Origin of the sequence: Pseudomonas sp. Irchel 3E13, assembly GCF_900187455.1 — a bacterium.
Lineage (GTDB): Bacteria > Pseudomonadota > Gammaproteobacteria > Pseudomonadales > Pseudomonadaceae > Aquipseudomonas.
In genome coordinates this window covers 1-18810 of sequence record NZ_FYDX01000004.1, presented here as the reverse complement: position 1 = coordinate 18810, position 18810 = coordinate 1, and the positions used below count along the sequence as shown (strand labels likewise).

At 60.6% G+C, this 18810-nt stretch carries 8 protein-coding genes; all 8 read left to right on the top strand.

Going from position 1 to position 18810, the window contains the following annotated elements; all coding sequences use genetic code 11:
* Positions 1-69: 69 nt before the first annotated feature.
* Positions 70-5205: an RHS repeat domain-containing protein gene (locus tag CKW37_RS07135; RefSeq protein ID WP_095154986.1), complete on the top strand. Its 5136-nt coding sequence runs from the start codon at positions 70-72 to the stop codon at positions 5203-5205.
* 114 nt (positions 5206-5319) lie between these two features.
* Positions 5320-10560 carry an RHS repeat-associated core domain-containing protein gene (locus CKW37_RS07130; RefSeq protein WP_095154985.1) on the top strand — a complete coding sequence of 1747 codons (5241 nt, stop codon included), beginning with the start codon at positions 5320-5322 and terminating at the stop codon, positions 10558-10560.
* A 201-nt stretch (positions 10561-10761) separates the two neighbouring features.
* Positions 10762-13185 (top strand): RND family transporter, encoded by a 2424-nt coding sequence (locus CKW37_RS07125; RefSeq protein WP_095154984.1) that lies wholly within the window; start codon positions 10762-10764, stop codon positions 13183-13185.
* Positions 13186-13383: 198 nt separating this feature from the next.
* Positions 13384-14619: a helix-turn-helix transcriptional regulator gene (locus CKW37_RS07120; RefSeq protein ID WP_095154983.1), complete on the top strand. Its 1236-nt coding sequence runs from the start codon at positions 13384-13386 to the stop codon at positions 14617-14619.
* Positions 14620-14763: 144 nt separating this feature from the next.
* A complete protein-coding gene (locus CKW37_RS07115) occupies positions 14764-14979 on the top strand; it encodes a hypothetical protein (protein ID WP_095154982.1) in 216 nt (71 codons plus the stop codon).
* 244 nt (positions 14980-15223) lie between these two features.
* Positions 15224-15991, top strand: coding sequence for an SDR family oxidoreductase (locus CKW37_RS07110; RefSeq protein ID WP_095154981.1), 768 nt, complete (start codon positions 15224-15226; stop codon positions 15989-15991).
* 9 nt (positions 15992-16000) lie between these two features.
* Positions 16001-16828: an SDR family NAD(P)-dependent oxidoreductase gene (locus CKW37_RS07105; RefSeq protein ID WP_095154980.1), complete on the top strand. Its 828-nt coding sequence runs from the start codon at positions 16001-16003 to the stop codon at positions 16826-16828.
* A 283-nt stretch (positions 16829-17111) separates the two neighbouring features.
* Positions 17112-18810, top strand: a 1699-nt coding sequence (locus tag CKW37_RS07100) for an autotransporter-associated beta strand repeat-containing protein (protein ID WP_177454404.1), incomplete at its 3' end; no start/stop codon positions are given.

Here is an 18810-nt window from a genome sequence, read left to right as displayed (position 1 = left end):
CTGTCAGTTGCGCCAACAACGGCGCGGTGCTGGGATGGCGCATGATTCGCCTCCGCAGGAGCACCGTCCATGGCCTCTGTTAATCCGGAACTATTCCACAAGCATGTTTCCATTAACCCGCAGACCGGCCAGGGCATGTTCTCTTTGCCGATCGCCGATTTGTATGCGGATGAAGGGCTGAGTACGCCTTACAAATTAAGCGTGTTCTGCAGCCTGGACAGGCCTTTTTTGCAACTGGTGCCATCGGGGAGGATGCGTGGAGCGTTCCTGGAAGGATTGCCGCTCAGTGATGGCCGTTTGATCAGTCAGGAACTGACCTGGGGCGAGAATGACTTCGGTGATATCGGCATTACCTACACGCGCTTCAATCATCTGATCCGCGTGTCTCACAAGGGCGGCGGGGGGGAGGTGTTTTCCAGGTTCGGGGAAAACATCGCCGAGGTGGTGTTGACCCGGTTCAGCGCTCCTGGCGGCAAGTCCTTGAACTTTGAGTGGACCTACGATGACAAGGTCTATGAACGAAAAGATGGCTGTGCGCGACTGCATTCCATTGAGGCGGGTGATCGATGCTTGTTCAAGGTCAAGGGCGAGCACTGCCGTCAGGTAGAAGTGCGGGTGTTAAAAGCGGGCAAGTACCAACGTACTTCAAAGGACGCTCAAATCTTCGAAGCGTTTGTAGTGTTCCCCGGTACGCCTGAGCAAGTTACCTATACCTTCAAGGAAATCGAGCGCAAGGGGCACGACCCGATTGTCACCATCGAGGTCGAGGGCTGCGGCATCCTGGGCAAGACGGTCTATCGGCTTGAAACCACCGACGGCAAGCTCAGCAAGATCGACGTCTGCCGGCAGCACAGCATTCCCGGTGCGAAAGAAGGCGATGCGCCTGTGGTGGAGAGCTCCACCCACACGGAAACCTTGCTCTTCGACGGGGATAAAGTCAGCAGCTACAGCCTTTCACCCGGGGCCGGGGTCGATACCTTTGTTGAAACCTATGAGTACAGTGACGACAAAACCACGATGACTTGCCGTCAGGTCAGCGCGGGCGATGACGTGGCCGAGGGCACGGTGCTCGGTATCCGCGAGTGCCTCTTCGAGGAAGGGCGCCAGGTTGCCGAATCAGTGGTCGCCAACGGCATCAAGGTCACTCGGGAACAACACGTCACGCTGGACCAGAAAAATGCGCTGGCCATCGTCAAATCCACCCGGGCCGTCGATGGAGTAACGGTCGATGAGGAAACCCTGGAATACGGTCCGAGCGGCAATCTGGTGTCCAGAACCCGGGGTGACACGGTCACCGAATGGACGTACTACAACAATTACAAGAAGTACCGGGTAGAAGAAAAAGCTACAAAATTCGAGGACACGAGCTTCTTCGGTCTGTTCTTCAAGGCCTTCGACTATCTGAATCCGATTGGTTGGGGAATGCATGCTTTCGCCTCGCAGGGGTTTACCTGGGGCACGGTCATCGACAGTGAAGTGAGCATGAGTTACGCGGCCAATGATTACGCCAAGGAAGCGTTCCAGTTGCCGGTGGCACTCAACTACCCAGGCGATATGAGTGGCGGTTGCACGCATGTCGAATCAATGTTCGTTTACCGCAAGGATGGCAAAAAGAAACGGGCCCTGAGCCTGACTTACTATGGTTACCAAACCCTTGGCGCGGGGCTTGTTCCCGTACAGAAACTCACGGTGTTGCAGCCGTCGTGCGAAGAAGTCGATGTGTCCGCTCAGCAACTTGAGGTGGCCAATGCCGCCGCAAGGGAGTTGCTGGAGAGTTTCAAAAAGCAGAAAGCAGACGATGACCTTGCCGCCCTGAAAAAGAGCCTGGTCGCGCAAAGCAAGGAAAACGCCCGAGGGTTCAGGCTGCTAAAGCCCTGGACCAACGGCGGCATGCTGTTGGAAACACTGGAGTACCAGAGCGATAACAAGAAACCGGGCTATGGACTGATTACCCAGAAAACCCGGCGTCAGCTCGACGCCGAGGGCGCGCCGAAAGAGCGCGACGGCGTTGTCTCCACCTTCGACTACCGGGTGGAGCCTTCGCAGGACGGCAGCGGCGATGCGCTGTGCATCGACACCACGGTTTCAGGCCGTCGCACTTCGACGTCAACCAGCCCCGAGGTCCATTCGTCCCAGCGCCGCTCCATCTACAGCGGACGCCGGCAGTGGGCCAAGGACTGTGACGGAATCGAGACCGCCTACCGATACGACGAGCAGGGCAGGTTGGTCGCCCAGGAGGTGACGCTGCCGGACGGCACGCGCACTGACCGGCTGTTCCAGTGGACCGCGCTCAAGGGCGGGCTGTACCAGTGTGAAACCCACAGCACCGACGCAACCCGGCGAACCCGGGTCATCAAGGATGTGCTCGGCCGCGAGCGCGAGCGCTGGGTCAGTCCGGATGGCGTTGCCTGGCTGCAAACCAGCAGCGCCACGTATCACCCCAGTGGCCGGCGGGCCAGCCGTTGTGATGACGATTACGACAGCAGCCACAACAAGTGCATGACCCGTGAAACACACTGGAGCGACGCCGACCCCCAGAGCAGCCACACGATCACCCATGTCCTCAAGGATGCCGACGGCAAGGAGCTGGACCGCAAGAGCCAGACGCTGACCATCGGCGCCGACAGTGAAACCCTGACCCAAGGCAGTTTTCAGGTACAGCGCCAGTACGGCGAGCACGGTGCGCTGAAGGAAACCTTTGGCACGCCCGGAAAAGACCGGCTGCTGGTTCACCGCGCCTGCAACGCGGCCGGGCAACCGGAATCGGTCAAATACCTGAAGCTGGATAAGGACGACAGGCAAACCGAGCTGGACAGCCTTTTGTTCAGCTACGACGGCTATGGCCAACTCGAAAAACTGACGCCCACCTTCGCGGGTGCGTCTTCCTACACCTATGACTCGATGGGGCGCGTGCTCACGGCCACCACCGAGGGCATTGAAATCAGCCGGAAGTACACCAACGTCACCGCCAATGACGTGGACATCCATGTTCAGGATATCGGCACCGGAACGGAGCGCCGGCTTGTCGGGCGTCAGAATGCGGATGGCCTGGGCAGCGTTTATTCGCAGCGCGTCTGGGGCCAGGTGAAGACGCTCGACGCGGCTCAGGACGATGAGCCTGCACCGCCAACCCTGGCGGGCTACGAAAGCAGCAACAGCGGCTTCACCTGCAGCGAGCGGATAGTCGCTGCACAGGGCACCTGCGAATCCATTTCCCGCTACAGCCTGCGCGGCAACCTTATCGGGTTCGAGGGCCTGGAAGGCGGGGCAACGCGTTATCAATACGACGCCTTGGGCCGCATCACCCGGTCCAGCAACGCGCGCTGCGAATCGACGTTCGCCTACACCGACAGCGGCCTGCTGGCAAAAGAAACCATCAAGGCGCTGAACCCCGACGTCAGCATGACCGTGACCTACCAGTACAACGAAAGCGGCCATGAGATCAGCCGCACCTTCGCCGGTGACGGCCTTGATACCCATGTGATCGAGCGCACGGTGCTGGGCGACGGTCGCCTGCAAAAGAGCAGCTTGAACGTCAAAGGCAAGGCCAGGCGTAGCGACAGCTACGAATACGATGGGCTCAAACGGCTGAAAAGCTGGTCATGCTCCGGCCCTGGCGCAAGCAACGACGAGGGCGAGCGTTGCGTCCGGCAGGTCTTCACCTATTGCCCGTTGGGTAATGTGCTGTCCCGGGCAGATGACTGCTACAGCGGCAACACCCGCCCTGACGCCTGCACGACCCGCACCCTCGAATACTGCTACGGAAAACTCGAGGAACTCACCGCGTCGAACAACGGCCCGACAGAACATGACCCGTTCGGCAGGGTGACCCGGCAGGCTGACCGGCGCTTCACCTATCACGGCAATGGCCAGGTCGACACCTGTTCTGTCGAGGGCGAGGCGGATTATGTGTTTGCCTACGACGATCTCGGCCGGACCCGCGGCGCACGCCAGGGTGAATGGAGCGAGCATTACCATTACCGCAACGAGCGGATTTACGCGCTGGTCCAGCGCGACGGCAAAAGCAGCCAGGGTTTCAGTGAGCGCCGGTTCGTGCTGCTGAACGACAGCCCGAGTTGCTATCTACAGGACCGCGTTGTGTTCAGCGCTGCGGGTGACCCTTCGCGAACCCGTTCTTTCGAACTGCGCGACGCCGCCGGCAGTGTTTTCGCAAGCATCGACCTGAGCGACAAGCACGTCACGTACTTCACCTACACGCCTTACGGTTATCGCGAAGCCGACTCGCGCGCGGTGACCTGGCTCGGCTTCAAAGGCGAGCCGCTCAATGCCCTGGGGCTCTATCACCTGGGCAATGGCTACCGCCTGTACGACCCGCAACTGCAGCGTTTCCAGGCCGCCGATAGCTGGAGCCCGTTTGGCGCGGGAGGACTCTCACGGTTCAGTTACTGCGACGCGGACCCGGTCAACAACCATGACTACAACGGGCACACGGTGGTTGCGCAATACAGTCGCCATGGCGGGATGCCCTTGATCCATACCCGTGAGTTCAGTCTGGTACTGACCGGCCTGGGTGCGATGCTGGCACCCTTGTCGGCCGGAGGCTCACTGGCCTTTTCCATCGCGGTGACGGGCGCTTCCGCGGCGTCATTCTATTTCGACCTGGCGTCGATCCTGTTGCAGGACAGCGATCCGAAATTATCCAAGGCCCTGGGAACCGCGGGGCTTGCGTTCGGGCTCGCGGGCATCACGGCCGGTATCGTCAAACCCGTTGTGGGGCTCGCTGCGCATGCGGTGTCCCACGGCACGAACTCGATTGCGAGTGCCGCGCAGGCCCTGAGCAACAAATCGCTGGCGCTTTCCGGGCGCTATATGCGCCTGCAAACCTCGGCACTTGGCAAATCCGCGCTGGGTGCGGCCCAGCGTTGGCAACACGTTGCCAGCGCGTCGAACTACCTCTACTGGGGCATGGGCCCGATTTCTTATCGGGCCCATGCCACCTTTATGAAGCGAGTGCTTGAAAGGGGCTCTACCATGCCGTTGGCCCTATCACGCGCCGATGACGCGCTTCGCTACTGGACCCAGATCCAGGATTTCCAGATTATTGCCGCGACTGACAGTTTCAGTCATTCGTTGAGCGGGGACATGGATATCGATGGGGATGTGGAACTGGATGAGTTCGACGACGAGGATCCCTTTGAACACCCGGAGTTAGAACCGGCAGCGCTTTATCGAAACTTCCAATAAAGCCGCTAGCAGATTTTTTTACGGCCACAACTGATAATTCTGTCAGTTGTGGCCTTTTTGCGGCGGTGGTGGAATGGGTGGGGCGTAGTGCCATTCCTTTCAGGAGCACCGTTCATGTCTTCCAATCCGAATCTTTTCGAGAAACATATCTCGATCAATCCACAGACTGGTCAGGGTAGATTTTCAATCCCCATTGCTGGTCTTTATGCGGATGAAGGGCTGAGCGTACCGTTAAACTTGAGTTTGTTTTGTAGCTTGGAATCTCCCAGCATTACGCTCCTGCCTGTTGGTGTTATAAGCGAGATATCCGGTGTCAGGTATGATGAAGTCCTGCATATACTGGACTTGCCCATTCGTGACGGGCGCTTGATTACCACGAGTATTAGTGAGAAGAGCGAGAAGGATTTTGGTGATTTTACACTGTCGGCCGGGCCCATTCACTACGCTGAGAATGGTGATTTTTGTGATATCCACGTGCGTCATGAAGACGGTGGCAAGGAGCATCACATTTATTCGAACAGTGGTGGGCTGTTGTTGGCGTACTCTGCCCCTACAGGAAAAACATTAAAACTAGACTGGGAAACCGATATTTACGAGGCTTCTTTTTCTGATTCGGAGTCCAGATTACGTTCAATTTATGCGGGTGATCGATGCCTGTTAAAAACTGAAGCAGCACCGCGAAATGGCCGGCATATCGATAAATTTGGGAAGAATTTGATTTTCAAACGACTCATCGTGTTTCCGGATACCCATGAACAAGTGAGGTATGAGTTGGAGGCGCATGATGACTTCAAGGCGGAGGGCGTTGAGTTCAAGGTCACGGTCACGGGGTGCGGAATCCTGGGCAAGAAAATATACCGGAGCACTCTCGTCGACGATAAATTAAGCCGCATCGATATCATCACGGAACACATGATTGCCGGGGCCAAGGAAGGTGACGCTCTGCGGTTAGACACGTCCACCCATACCGAGTCCGTGACCTACGCAGGCGATAAAGTCAGTGAATATAAAGTTTCACCTGGCGCGGGCGTCGATCCTCTTGTTGAAGCGTATGAGTACACGGCCGACAAGACGACCATCACCTGCCGCCAATTGAAAAAGGGTGATGAAGACGCTGTTGTGCTCTGCACTCGTGAATACCAGTACAAGGACGGCCGGCAGGTGTCGGAGACGGTCATTGCCAATGGCGTGGCTGTCACTCAGGAGCAAGAGGTCAAGGTGGACGATAAGCGTGCCGTGGCCACGGTGAAATCCACCAAGAAAATTGATGGGGTCACGGTCGATGAGGTAACGCTGGAATATGACCCCAGCGGTAACCTGGTGTCCAGAGCACAAGGTGACACGGTTACTGAATGGACCTATTTCAATAACTACAAAAAATACACCGTGACGGAGAAAAAAGTCGGCTACAGCAACACCAGTTTCTTCGGCATCCTGTTGGCGCCCCTCGACTATTTGAACCCGATCGGTTGGGGAGCCCTCGCATTCGGTTCATCCGGGTTTACCTGGGGTACTCGCATAGAAACAACCGTCAGCATGAGTCATGCGGCCAATGACTATGCCCGGAATGCATTCAACCTGCCTGTGGATATCAAATACCCAGGTGATGAAAGTGGCGGATGCACGCACGTTGAGTCTGAACTGGTCTATCGCAAAGAGGGTGAAAACAAGTATGCGTTGAGCCTGGCTTTTTATGGCTATAAAACCCTGAATAAAGGCCCCTTGGGCGTGATGGTCGTGCCGGAGATAAAATTGACGGTACTACGGCCGGACTACACCGAAGTCGATGTTTCCGCTTTGCAGTTGGCGGTAGCCAAAGAGGCGGCCAAGGCACTGCTGGATAGCCTGAAAAAACAAGACGGGGAAAAAGCCAAGAAAACGCTGGCTGATCTGGAGAAAAGCCTGGACTTTCAGAGCAAGCAAAATGCGCGAGGGTTCAAGTTGGACGCTGTCGAGTCGCCATTCGCAATATGTAGAGAAACATTGAAGTATCAAACCGACAGTAACTTGCCAGGCTTTGGCCTGGTCAGTCAAAAGGAAATGGAGTGGCTCACGCCTGAAGGGGTAAAGGATGGACGTTCTGGGGTTACGACCACCTTTTCTTATAAAGTTGAGTCTGCCGCGGACGGGGGCGACGATGAATTCCTTACCGAAATTGTTGTTCAGCCCCAATGCAACTCCTCGCGGCCCGAGCCTATTAAAGAGATTCACACGTCTTGTCGTAGTTCCATTTACACCGGGCGTTTGCATGGGTCGAAAAACGGCGAGAACGTCGAGACGTCTTACGAATATGACAAACAGGGAAGGCTGACGGCGCAGAAGGTGACGTTAGCGGACGGCACAACCACGGAACGGCTGCATGAGTGGACTGTGCTCAAAGGCGGACTGTATCAATGTGAAACCCACGAGGGCGGGACTGGCGTACGAACCCGGGTGGTCAGGGATACGCTGAACCGGGAGCGTCAGAGTTGGCTGAGCCCCGATGGCAAGGCATGGCTGTCGACCAGTACCACCACCTATCACCCTGGCGGTGCGGTCGCCAGCCGGTGTGACTACGACTACGACAGCGCCCACAAACACTGCATGACCCGCGAAACGCGCTGGAGTGAAGTCGGCACGGACGGCAGCCAGACGGTCACCCAGGTGCTCAAGGGCAGCGACGGCAAAGAACTTGACCGCAAAATCCAGACGCTCACCGTTGCCGCGGGTCGTGAAACCCTGACACAGGGCAGTTTTCAGGTTGAGCGCCAACGGGATGCGCAAGGCACTAGCAGTGAAACCTACGGCGTCCCGGGCGGTACGCGTTTCAAGGTTGTTCGCGCCATCAACGCTGCCGGGCAGCCGACGTCGATCAAGTACCTGAACGTGGACAAGGACAACAAGGAGACCGAACAAGACAGCCTCTCTTTCCGCTACGACGCCTACGGTCAGCTCACAACCCTCACCCCCTGCATAGGTGCCCCTACGACATACACCTATGATGCGACCGGGCGCTTGCTCACCACCACGACAGACGGGCTTACCTCCTCCGTCTCCTGGAGAGACCGTTACTCGAAGTGGCTGAGTGCGCGGATCGAAGGTGAGGAGGCCACGGCCTTGGGTGTTCAGATGAACGATGCCTTGGGCCGTGGCTTTACACGGAAAGTGTGGGAGCAAACATGCCTGATCGATGACTACGGAACCCCCGTGTCTGAAACAGGAACCCACGCTGCAGGAGAAACCGCACCGCAAGAAAAAGCCGGAGTAGAAGATAGCGGCGCGCCATCTCCCCTGGCAGGTTACGAAACCGTTTGCACCGGGTTCACGCGAAGCGAGCGTATTGTCGAGCCGAAAGGCACCGGCGCTTCAACCAGCACCTTCAGCTTGCGTGGCTGCCTGCTCGGGTTCGAAGGGTTGGAGGGCGGACTCACCCGCTACGCCTATGACGCCTTTGGGCGCATTACCGCCTCGAAGAACAACCGTTGCGAAACAACCTCGGTATACGCGGATAGCGGCCGCCTGGAAAAGGAGACCATCAAGGCGCTGAACAGTAACGTCACGATGACCGTCACCTACACATACGACGCGAGTGGTCATGAGATCAGCCGCGCGTTTGCCTGTGACGGTGTTGATCCCCATGTCATTGAGCGCACCTTGTTGGGCGACGGCCGTCTTAAAAAACGCAGTTTGAAGGTCAAAGGCAAGGAGAAATGCGCCGACAGTTATGAATACGACGGCCTCAAGCGCTTGCAAACGTGGTCCTGCACGGGCCCAGGTGTCGTAAATGACAACGGCCAGCACTGTGTCAAACAGGCCTTCGTTTATGGCTGCGTGGGCAACGTCCGGTCACGCCTGGACGACTGCTATACCGGAGCCACTCGCCCCGCATCCGTCGCAACCACCACGATCGGCTACACCTATGGGCGAAAACCTGAGGAGATGACGGGGTCGGATAAAGGTGAAACCCGATATGACCTGTTTGGTTTTGTCCTCCAGCAGGGTGACCGCAACTTCGCTTATCACCGCAACGGACAGGTTGATACCTGCACTATCGCTGGCGAGGAAGCCTATGTGTTCGCGTATGACGACCTCGGGCGGATTCGCGGTGCCAACCAAGGCAAATGGAGTGAGCGCTACCATTACCGCAACAACCGGATTTATGCGGTGGTCCAGCGCGACGATGAAAGTACCCATGGTTTCAACGAGCGCACACTTGTGCTGCAAAACGACAGCCCGAGTTGCTACCTGCAAGAGGCGGTGATAACGAGCGGTACAGCCGCCGCGTCGTCCAGTTGTTCTTTCGAGTTGCGCGATGCGGCAGGTACGGTATTCGCCAGTATCGATGTCGCCAGCAAGGCCATTACCTATTTCACGTATACCCCTTACGGCTATCGCAAACCCGAGCCGAAGTCCGTGACCTGGCTCGGTTTCAAAGGTGAGCCACTCAATCGCCTGGGGTTTTACCATCTGGGTAACGGCTACCGTTTATATGACCCGCAGTTGCAGCGGTTTCAGTCACCGGATAGCTGGAGTCCGTTTGACGCAGGAGGGCTCTCCCGCTTCAGTTACTGCGATGCCGACCCGGTCAATAACCATGACTACGATGGGCACCAGGTGGTCATGCAATACAGCCGCTATGGTGAAAAACCGTGGATGGAGACGCGGGAGTTCGGTCTTGTGATCACCGGGGTGGGGGCGATGTTGGCACCACTGACATCCGGTGCCTCGCTGGCCTTTTCAATGGCGGTGACGGGTATCTCAATGGGCGCCTTCTATTTCGAGTTGGCCTCGATCATTTTGAAAGACAGCGACCCGAAGACGTCCAACGTATTGGGGAAAATCGGCCTCGGCCTCGGAGTGATGTCAGTAGGCGCGGGCCTGGCAGGGCCTGCATTGGGCATAGTGGCGCATGGCGTTTACCGGGCTGCAAAACCCATCGCTCAATTAGCCCAGACATTGAGCAGGGGCTCACTCAATATGGCCGCACGTTATATATCGCTCTACGCAACAGCGCTCGGCAAGTCAGCGTTGGCCGGTGCTCAGCGTTGGTACAGCGCGGCAAAAGTTCCTCATTATTTGTACGAAGGCGCGCGCGCGGTTTCCTACCGCGCACAGGCAACCCATCTGAAAATGCTCGCTGAAAACGCACCCACAACCGTTTATAAAGTGGCGGAAATCACGGACAACACCCTTGATTTCTGGAGCATGATTCAAACTGTCGAACCGGTAACGGGGGATAACTTCGTCAGTACACAACTGGGCGGAGTCCAGGAAATCAATGATGTAGCACTTTCCGGCAATGCCCGTTTTGCCGATCCCTTCCAGTCGTTGCCGCACAAAGCGGGTGGTGCGTTTGAAGAAACCCCGTTTGCCTGAAGGCGGTCGTTGCCGCCGTGATGTTGCTGTTGATTCACACCGTTCGAAAACCCCGTGGCCCGTCGACGCTCAGACAAGCCACGAGGTTTTCGTTTCAGCGGTTATTAAGCCATTTGGACGATGCCGCAAACCCTCTCAGCCTTGACTATCCCCTGAAACAAGAACACCGGATCAGGGAGCGGTTTGCATGAGAGACGCACAATGAATCAGGTCAAGCAATGGGTGACGCACAGCGTCGAGTTCGTCGCGGACTGGCTGATGGCCTGGCGCAAGGGGCTGCTGGCGTTATTCGTGCTGCTCAGCCTGGGGCTGGGCTACAGCGCCCTGAACACGCAACTGGACCCCGGTTTCAACAAGCAGATCCCGGTCCGCCACGCCTACATGGTGAATTTCCTCAAGTTCAGCCAGTACTTCACCGGCGCCAACCGGTTGCTGGTCAGCGTCCGCTGGAAAGGCGAGGGCGACATCTATAACCCCGAGTTCCTCGAAACCCTGCGCAAGGTCACCGACGATGTGTTCTTCATCAGCGGGGTCAGCCGGCCCAGCGTGACGTCGTTGTTCACCGCCAACGTGCGTTATATCGAGATCACCGAAGAAGGCTTCTACGGCGATGTGGTGGTGCCGCCACGCTTCAGCGGCAGCCCCGACGACCTCGCCCAGGTGCGCAGCAACGCCGCGGCGTCCGGGCAGGTCGGCCGGTTGATCGCCAATGACCTGAAATCGGCGATGGTCCGCGCCGACCTGCAGGACCTCGACCCGCGCAGCGGCAAACCGGTGGACTACACCCAGGTCGCCAACAGCCTGGAAGAGATCCGCCAGAAATATGCCAGCGACACCATCGAGATCAACGTCGTCGGCTTCGCCAAGCTGGTGGGCGACGTGGTGGAGGGCCTGACCACGGTGATCGGTTTCTTCGCCATCGCCTTCGTCATCACCGGCCTGTTGCTGTGGTTGTATTCCCGCTCTCTGCGCCTGACCGTGGTGGCGCTGGTGGTGGCGCTGCTGCCGGTGGTCTGGCTGCTCGGCCTGCTGCCGCTGCTGGGCCTGGGCATCGACCCGATGTCGATCCTGGTGCCGTTCCTGATCTTCTCGATTGGCGTCTCCCACGCGGTGCAGATGACCAACGCCTGGAAACAGGACGTGGTCGCCGGCGCCACTTCATTGCAGGCGGCGCGCACGGCGTTCTGCAAGATTTTCATTCCCGGCTCGCTGGCGCTGCTGATGAACGCCCTGGGCTTCGGCGTGATCATGCTGATCGACATTCCCATCGTCCACGAACTGGGGGTGACCGCCTGCATCGGCGTCATGCTGATGATCATCACCAACAAACTGATGTTGCCCATCATCATTTCCTGGCTGCCGCTGGAACGCGGCCTGCTCAGCCGCGAGCAGGCCAGCCGGCAAGCGCGTCATCGGCTGTGGTGGCGGCTGTCGGCGCTGGCCGAGCCGGGCCCGGCGCTGGCGGTGTTCGGCCTGAGCCTGTTGCTCCTCGCGGCCGGCGCCTGGAAGGCCCGCGACCTGGCGGTGGGCGATATCGGCGCCGGCGCGCCGGAGTTGCGCGCCGACTCGCGCTACAACCAGGACAACGCCCGCATCATCAGCAGCTACTCGATCGGCCTGGACGTGCTGGCGGTGTTCGTCCAGACCCACGGTGTCGAGGAAGGCTGCCTGAACCCGGAAGTGATGCGCGCGGTGGAAGGCTTCGACTTCCGCATGCGGGCGGTGCAGGGCGTGCAGTCGGTGCAGAGCGTGGCCGGCATGGGCAAGCGGGTGATCGCCGGCAACAACGAGGGCAACCCGCGCTGGGCGGCGATTCCTGGTTCGTCTCGCGGCCTGAGCCAAGGGGCCCGCGCTTACATGCCGGACGACGGGCTGGTCACCGATGGTTGCCAGCAGATGCAGATCCTGGTGTTCCTCGCCGACCACGAAGGCGCCACTGTCAGCCATGCGGTCAACGAAGCGAAGCGGATCATCGCCGAGGTGGCCACGCCACGGGTGGAGTTCCTCCTGGCCGGCGGCAATGTCGGGGTCATGGCGGCCTCCAACGAAGCGGTCAAGCGCGCCGAGGTAATCATGCTGGCGGCGCTGTTCGGTTCGGTGGCGCTGTTCTGCTGGCTGACCTTCCTGTCGGTGCGGGCGGTGCTGTGCATTCTGGTGCCGCTGGCAATCGTGGCGATCCTCTGCAACGCGCTGATGGCCATGCTCGGCATCGGCCTGAAAGTCGCGACCCTGCCGGTGATGGCCCTGGGCGTCGGGGTCGGCGTGGACTACGGCATCTACCTGTACGAGCGCATCCAGCACGAGATGTCCGCGGGCGCCGACTTGCGCGAAGCCTTCTACCAGGCCATGTGCCAGCGCGGCACGGCGGCGGTGTTCACCGCCCTCACCATGTCCATCGGCGTCTGCACCTGGGCCTTCGCGCCGCTGAAGTTCCAGGCCGACATGGGCGTGCTGCTGTCGTTCATGTTCCTGGTCAACGTGCTTGGGGCGATCTTCCTGCTGCCAGCCCTGGCCGCCTGGTTCAATCGCGGGCGGCCGCTGGTGGCCCGGGAGGCACAATCGGTGGAGGTGGTGCGGGGCGAATTCCGTCTGAAGAAACAGCCAGCGGCACCACATATCCGGTAATCAAAAATATAAGCGGGCGCCCTATTGTGGGCGCTGCGGGAGATAGGGAGACTGTGGCGCGGGCCGATTTGTCCTACAAGGCAGAAAGGCCTCGCCTTGCGAGATGTGCACTGTCAAAGGGGCAGCAATGCCCCCGAGCCGAAATTATAAAAATAACAAGGGAAGGCCAGCGCGCCTTACCCGAGCGAGGAGAAGACTGTGGAGAATCCTGTCTTGACCCAAGACGCCCTGAGCAGCCTCGGTCTGGATCTGGCCGGCTACGACCGGCTGGTCGGCGAAGTCTATGACGGCGCGATGGACCCGAAACTGATGGCCCGCGCCCTGACCAGCTTCCGCACCCTCTACGACGCCAACTACGTGACCCTGATCCTGCGCGTGCCGGACCAGCCGGACATGGGCGTGATGATCATCGTCGGCGACATCGAGGGCGCCGGCGACGTCAGCTACATGACCTACCCGCAAACCCACACGCCCTTTACCAACCAGCCACTGGACTATGTGTTCACCGTCGATGACGTGATGTCGTCCACCGAGTGGGAACACTGCGCCTATTTCAAGATGTTCTGCGGCCCGCAAGGGGTCTACCACGTGATGGGCGCGGACATCTCCACCCCCGATGGCGGCAAGCTGCGCTTCCGGATCACCCGGCCGAAACAGGCGCCGGCGTTCTCGCGCAATGATCGCGCCCTGTGCGCGATGTTCCTGCCGCACCTGCGCCGGGCCTTGCAAGTGCACAACCTGCTGGACCGCAGCGAATCCCTCAGCGACCTCTACGCCCAGGCCATCAGCCGCCTGTCGGTGGCGACCCTGGTGCTGGACGAGAGCGGCAGCGTGCTGCGGGTCAACCCGGTGGCCCAGGACCTGCTGGCCCAGGCCGACGGCCTGAAACTGGTGGGCGGGCGCCTGGAAGCGACGTACCCCAGCGACAACCGCGAACTGCAACGGCTGATCCGCGCGGCGTTCTCCCCGGATGCGCCGAAGAGCGCCGAGGCCATGTCGGTGACCCGGCCTTCCGGGCAGGTCAACCTGGGCCTGGTGGTCGAATCGATTCCGTCGCTGGACTGGGCGGAAGAGAAGGGCAAGCCGGCGGCGCTGGTGTACATCCGCGATGCCGCCAGCAAGTCGCTGGCCAGCGAATTGGTGACCAAGCAACTGTTCAACCTGACCAAGGCCGAGACGGCGCTGGCCATGGAGCTGGCTAACGGCTTGTCGCTGGAGGAGGCCGCCGAGGAACTGAACATCCGCCGCAACACCGCTCGCGCCCACTTGCGCTCGATCTTCTCGAAGACGGGCGTGCGCCGGCAGACCGAGCTGGTGCGGATCCTGCTCAACAGCGTGGTGGCGCTGGGCAAACCGAAAATGCCGCTGAAGACCCCCGGCAAGCTGAAGGTGCCACCGCCGCAACTGGCGGTGCCGTTGGCACGGCGGGCATGAGGGGCTCATGCGTGTAGTGAATGAGCGTTACGCCAAAACGGTCTGAAACACTATCAGTATTGTCAGGTGCGCAACCTGCACGGCACGCGAAGAATGGGGCAGCGGGCAGGCAACCTGTCGCCCCTTCTTGTGAGGTGAACCGATATGGCCGGCGTAGATGACATTGTTCTGCAAGTCTCCCAACTCACCGAGGTCGAGGAATTGGAAACGGTGAAGGCAGCGGTTACACGCAGAGAAGTGGCCTTGCAAGGCGAAGAAGTGAAAAGCGGGGGGCGCAGTCTGAAAGGCCTGAAAGACTTGAAAGATCTGAAAGAAATGTTGGATAGAGACATCGATTCAGGCGAGCACAGGACTGAATAAGAAGGGCAACCGCTGTCCTTGGTGTTCCACAGTAAAAGCCCAGCGTCGTCCCGCTGGGCTTTTGTTTGCAGTGTGTTTTTAGTCTTCTCGGACGATGTTTCTGGCTGGGTTGCTGCTGATTATTGGGGGGGCGCTTCGCGAGCAAGCTCGCTCCTACAAAAAGCAAAAGCGCCACACATCCCTGTAGGAGCGAGCTTGCTCGCGAAGCGCCCCCCCCAACAACGCCCAATTCACGGAGTTTCCAATGCCCACTACCGCCATCACCGGCAGCGCCTCCGGCATCGGCGCCGCCGTTGCCGCTGCCCTGCGCGCCGCCGGCCACCGCGTCATCGGTATCGACCGCGGCAACGCCGAGGTCATTGCCGACCTGTCCACCCGCGAAGGCCGCGACGCGGCCATCGCCCAGGTCCTCGACCTCAGTGACGGCGTCCTCGACGGCCTGGTCTGCTGCGCCGGCGTCGGGGTCACCGCGCCGTCCTGCGGATTGATCGTGGCGATCAACCATTTCGGCGTCAGCCAGTTGCTCGGCGGCCTCGAAGACGCCCTGGCCAAGGGCAGCCATCCGGCGGCGCTGGTCATCGGCTCGGTGGCGGCGATTCGTCCCGGCGCCGAGCAGGAGCCGATGACCCTGGCCATGCTCGACAACGACGAAGCCCGGGCGCTGGATATCGCCAACACCCTGGGCGAACCCCAAGTGGCCTACGCCTGTTCCAAATATGCGATCACCCACCACGCCCGACGCCTCGCGGCGGCCTGGGGGGCCAAGGGCATCCGCCTCAACGTGGTCGCGCCCGGCGCGGTGGAAACCCCGCTGCACGATGCTTCGCGCAATGACCCGCGCTTCGGCCAGGCGGTACGCGCATTTGTCGCGCCGCTGGGGCGCAACGGTCACCCCGAGGAAATCGCCGCGCTGATCGCCTTCCTGCAGTCGCAACAAGCGGGCTTCATCCACGGCAGCGTGATGTACATCGACGGCGGCATGGACGCCATGGTCCGGCCGCAGCGGGTCTGAGGAAAACACATGAACAAGGTTGCATTCATCACCGGTGCCAGCCGCGGCATCGGTCGCGCGGCGGCGCTGGCGTTCGCCCGGGCCGGCTTCGACCTGGCGATCAGCGCCCGCACCCTCGACGAAGGCGAGCAGCACCCGCATGCCCTGCGCGATGCCAGTGGCGCGCCACTGCCGGGCAGCCTCAACGGCACCGCCGACGCTATCCGCGCCCTGGGCCGCAAGGCGCTGGTGGTGCCGATGGACCTGCTCGACAGTGACTCGGCACTGGCCGCTTGCCGCGCGGTGCTGGCCGAGTACGGCCGCATCGACGTGCTGATCAACAACGCCATCTACCAGGGCAGCGACCTCAATGCCGGCTTCATGGCGTTGCAGCCGGAAACGCTGGAGCGGATGTTCAAGGGCTACATCCTCACCCCGTTCCTGCTGACCCGCGCGGTGGCCCAGGTGATGGCGGAGCAGGGCGACGGCGTGGTGATCAACGTCACCTCCGGCGCCGGCGAAAGCGACCCGCCGGTAGCGGCCGGGAAGGGCGGCTGGGGCTATGCCTATGGCGCGGGCAAGGCGGCGGTTTCACGGTTGTCGGGGATCGTTGCGGTGGAATTGGGTGACGCCGGCGTCCGCGCCTACACCGTCAATCCCGGGGTGGTGACCACCGACGCGCTGAAAGCCACCATCGGCGAAAAAGGTGTGATCGCCCTGCGCGCCGGCAGTGCGCCGCCAGAGGTGCCGGCGGCGGTGATGCTGTGGCTCGCCACCCATGAAGACGCCAGCCAGTATCAACGCCAGACCATCGCGGCGCAGCCGTTTGCCAGGAAGCTTGGGTTGTTGGCGGACTGAGGCCAGCCGACAGTCTTCAGCGTCCGTCAGATCGAGCGCCGCCTTGCGGCGCATCGCCGGCAAGCCGACTCCCGCAGGGATTTGCGTGCACCGATGAACCTGTGGGGGCTTGCCAGCGCAGTTTCCCTCAATAACCTTGTGCGCAAATTTTTCTATTGAGTGGGAGCTGTTAAAGTGCCACCAATAAAAAATCCTTCATCTTGCCAAGGTCGGGCCCGTCAATTACTCGCGCAGCGTTGCTGCGCTGTCAGGGATGAGTCGCCTGATCCACATAGGAGTCGTTGTGGACAGACGTAAAACCGCAGTACCGCGCACCGCCCGTACCCGCTTGTCGCTGGCCGTCAGCATGGCCATGTTCGGCGCGTTCGCCGTGTCCGACCCGATCTACGCCGCGTGCACACCGGCGACGCCGACCAATGGATCGGCGGTGGACTGTTCCGGTGTCAACACGAACCTTGACCTGGCGGCCAGCAATCTGGTGATCACCCTCATGTCCGGCGGGGTCGTGACGACGTCCGATCCGAGCAAACCGGCGTTTACCGTGACGGGTACCAGTACTTCCCTGTACAACGGCGGCTCCATCGACCCCTCCATTGGCTCGTCCGCGTTCTCCTCCACCGCGCTGAAACTCGTAAGCCCCGTTTTCTCCAACCTGTCGATCACCAACGCCGCCGGCAGCGTGATCCGCGGTGTTTCCGGCGACATCAACGGGTCGCTGATTGATTTCACCGGCGTGGCGCTGGACATCAACAACGGGCTCTCGGGCCGTACCATCATCGATAACTACGGCCTGATTTCCACGACCCTGGCCATCGGTGCCAGCGAAAACGCGGCCAACCGGCCGGTGGTCGCGATCTACGGCGGTGGCCGGGTGATCTTCCTCAACTCCGGCAGCGTCATCGGGCGGGTCGGCTTCGAGTCCTCGCTTGCGGGCAATATCTTCGTCAACGGCGGCACGGTGATCGGCAGTGTGTCGATGGGCGCCGGCGGCACCAACACGTTCACCGCGGTCACCGGCTCGTCGGTCAGCGCCAGCGGGGCCAGCGCCGGGGAGTTGATCGTCGTCGGCATGGGCGGGCTGAACTTTGCGCCTACCGGCATCGTCGATGGCGGTGCCGGTGGCAACAACACGCTCAGGCTGCAAAACGACATGAGCGGTGGCAGCGGCACCAACGTCGGCACCGGCATCATCGATTCGACGAAGTACATCAATTTCAGCAACCTGGTGGTCGACAGTGGAACCTGGACACTGCAAGGCGCATTGTTGAGCGGTGCCTCCACCCAGGCCACCCTCGATGGCGGCGTGCTGCTGATCAACAACGGGGCCTTCGCCGGTAGCGGTACGATCTACGCCAATGGCGGCACCCTCAATAGCTCCTCGTCCTCGATCAGCATCGCCAACAACATCGTGATGGGCCTCAACATCGGCACGGGTCGCAACGGCCTGACCGTCAGCAACTTCACCACGCCGTTCACCCTGTCGGGCGTGATCTCGGGGGGGAGCAATGCCGGTCTGACCAAGAGTGGCACGGGTGTCCTGCGCCTGGACGGCACCAATACCTACAGCGGTGGCACCGCCCTCAACGCCGGCTCGCTCGTCATCGGCAGCAGCCAGGCCCTGGGCACCGGCGCCGTCAGCGCCGCAACCGGCACCCGGATCGACTCCGGCGCCACCGCGACCCTGAGCAACACCATCAACCTCACCGGCACAGTGAATTTTGGTGGCACCGGCAACCTGACCCTGAGTGGGGCGCTGCAGGGCAACGCCAGTTCCGTGCTCAACAAAGATGGCGCCGGCACCCTGGTGCTGTCCAACGCCAACACCTACGGCGGCGGCACCACGCTCGGCGGCGGGACCCTGCTGGTCGGCAACAATGCGTCACTGGGTGGCGGCGCGCTGACCGTGTCCGGCGCATCCAGCCTGGGCGCCACCCAGTCGGTGATGCTGAACAACGCCGTGGCGCTGAACAGCAACCTGACGG

What these genes read in the sequence shown, in the direction of transcription:
- CKW37_RS07135 (WP_095154986.1), top strand. Translation starts at nt 70, where the DNA reads ATGGCCTCTGTTAATCCGGAACTATTCCACAAGCATGTTTCCATTAAC.
- CKW37_RS07105 (WP_095154980.1), top strand. Translation starts at nt 16,001, where the DNA reads ATGAACAAGGTTGCATTCATCACCGGTGCCAGCCGCGGCATCGGTCGC.
- CKW37_RS07125 (WP_095154984.1), top strand. Translation starts at nt 10,762, where the DNA reads ATGAATCAGGTCAAGCAATGGGTGACGCACAGCGTCGAGTTCGTCGCG.
- CKW37_RS07130 (WP_095154985.1), top strand. Translation starts at nt 5,320, where the DNA reads ATGTCTTCCAATCCGAATCTTTTCGAGAAACATATCTCGATCAATCCA.
- CKW37_RS07115 (WP_095154982.1), top strand. Translation starts at nt 14,764, where the DNA reads ATGGCCGGCGTAGATGACATTGTTCTGCAAGTCTCCCAACTCACCGAG.
- CKW37_RS07110 (WP_095154981.1), top strand. Translation starts at nt 15,224, where the DNA reads ATGCCCACTACCGCCATCACCGGCAGCGCCTCCGGCATCGGCGCCGCC.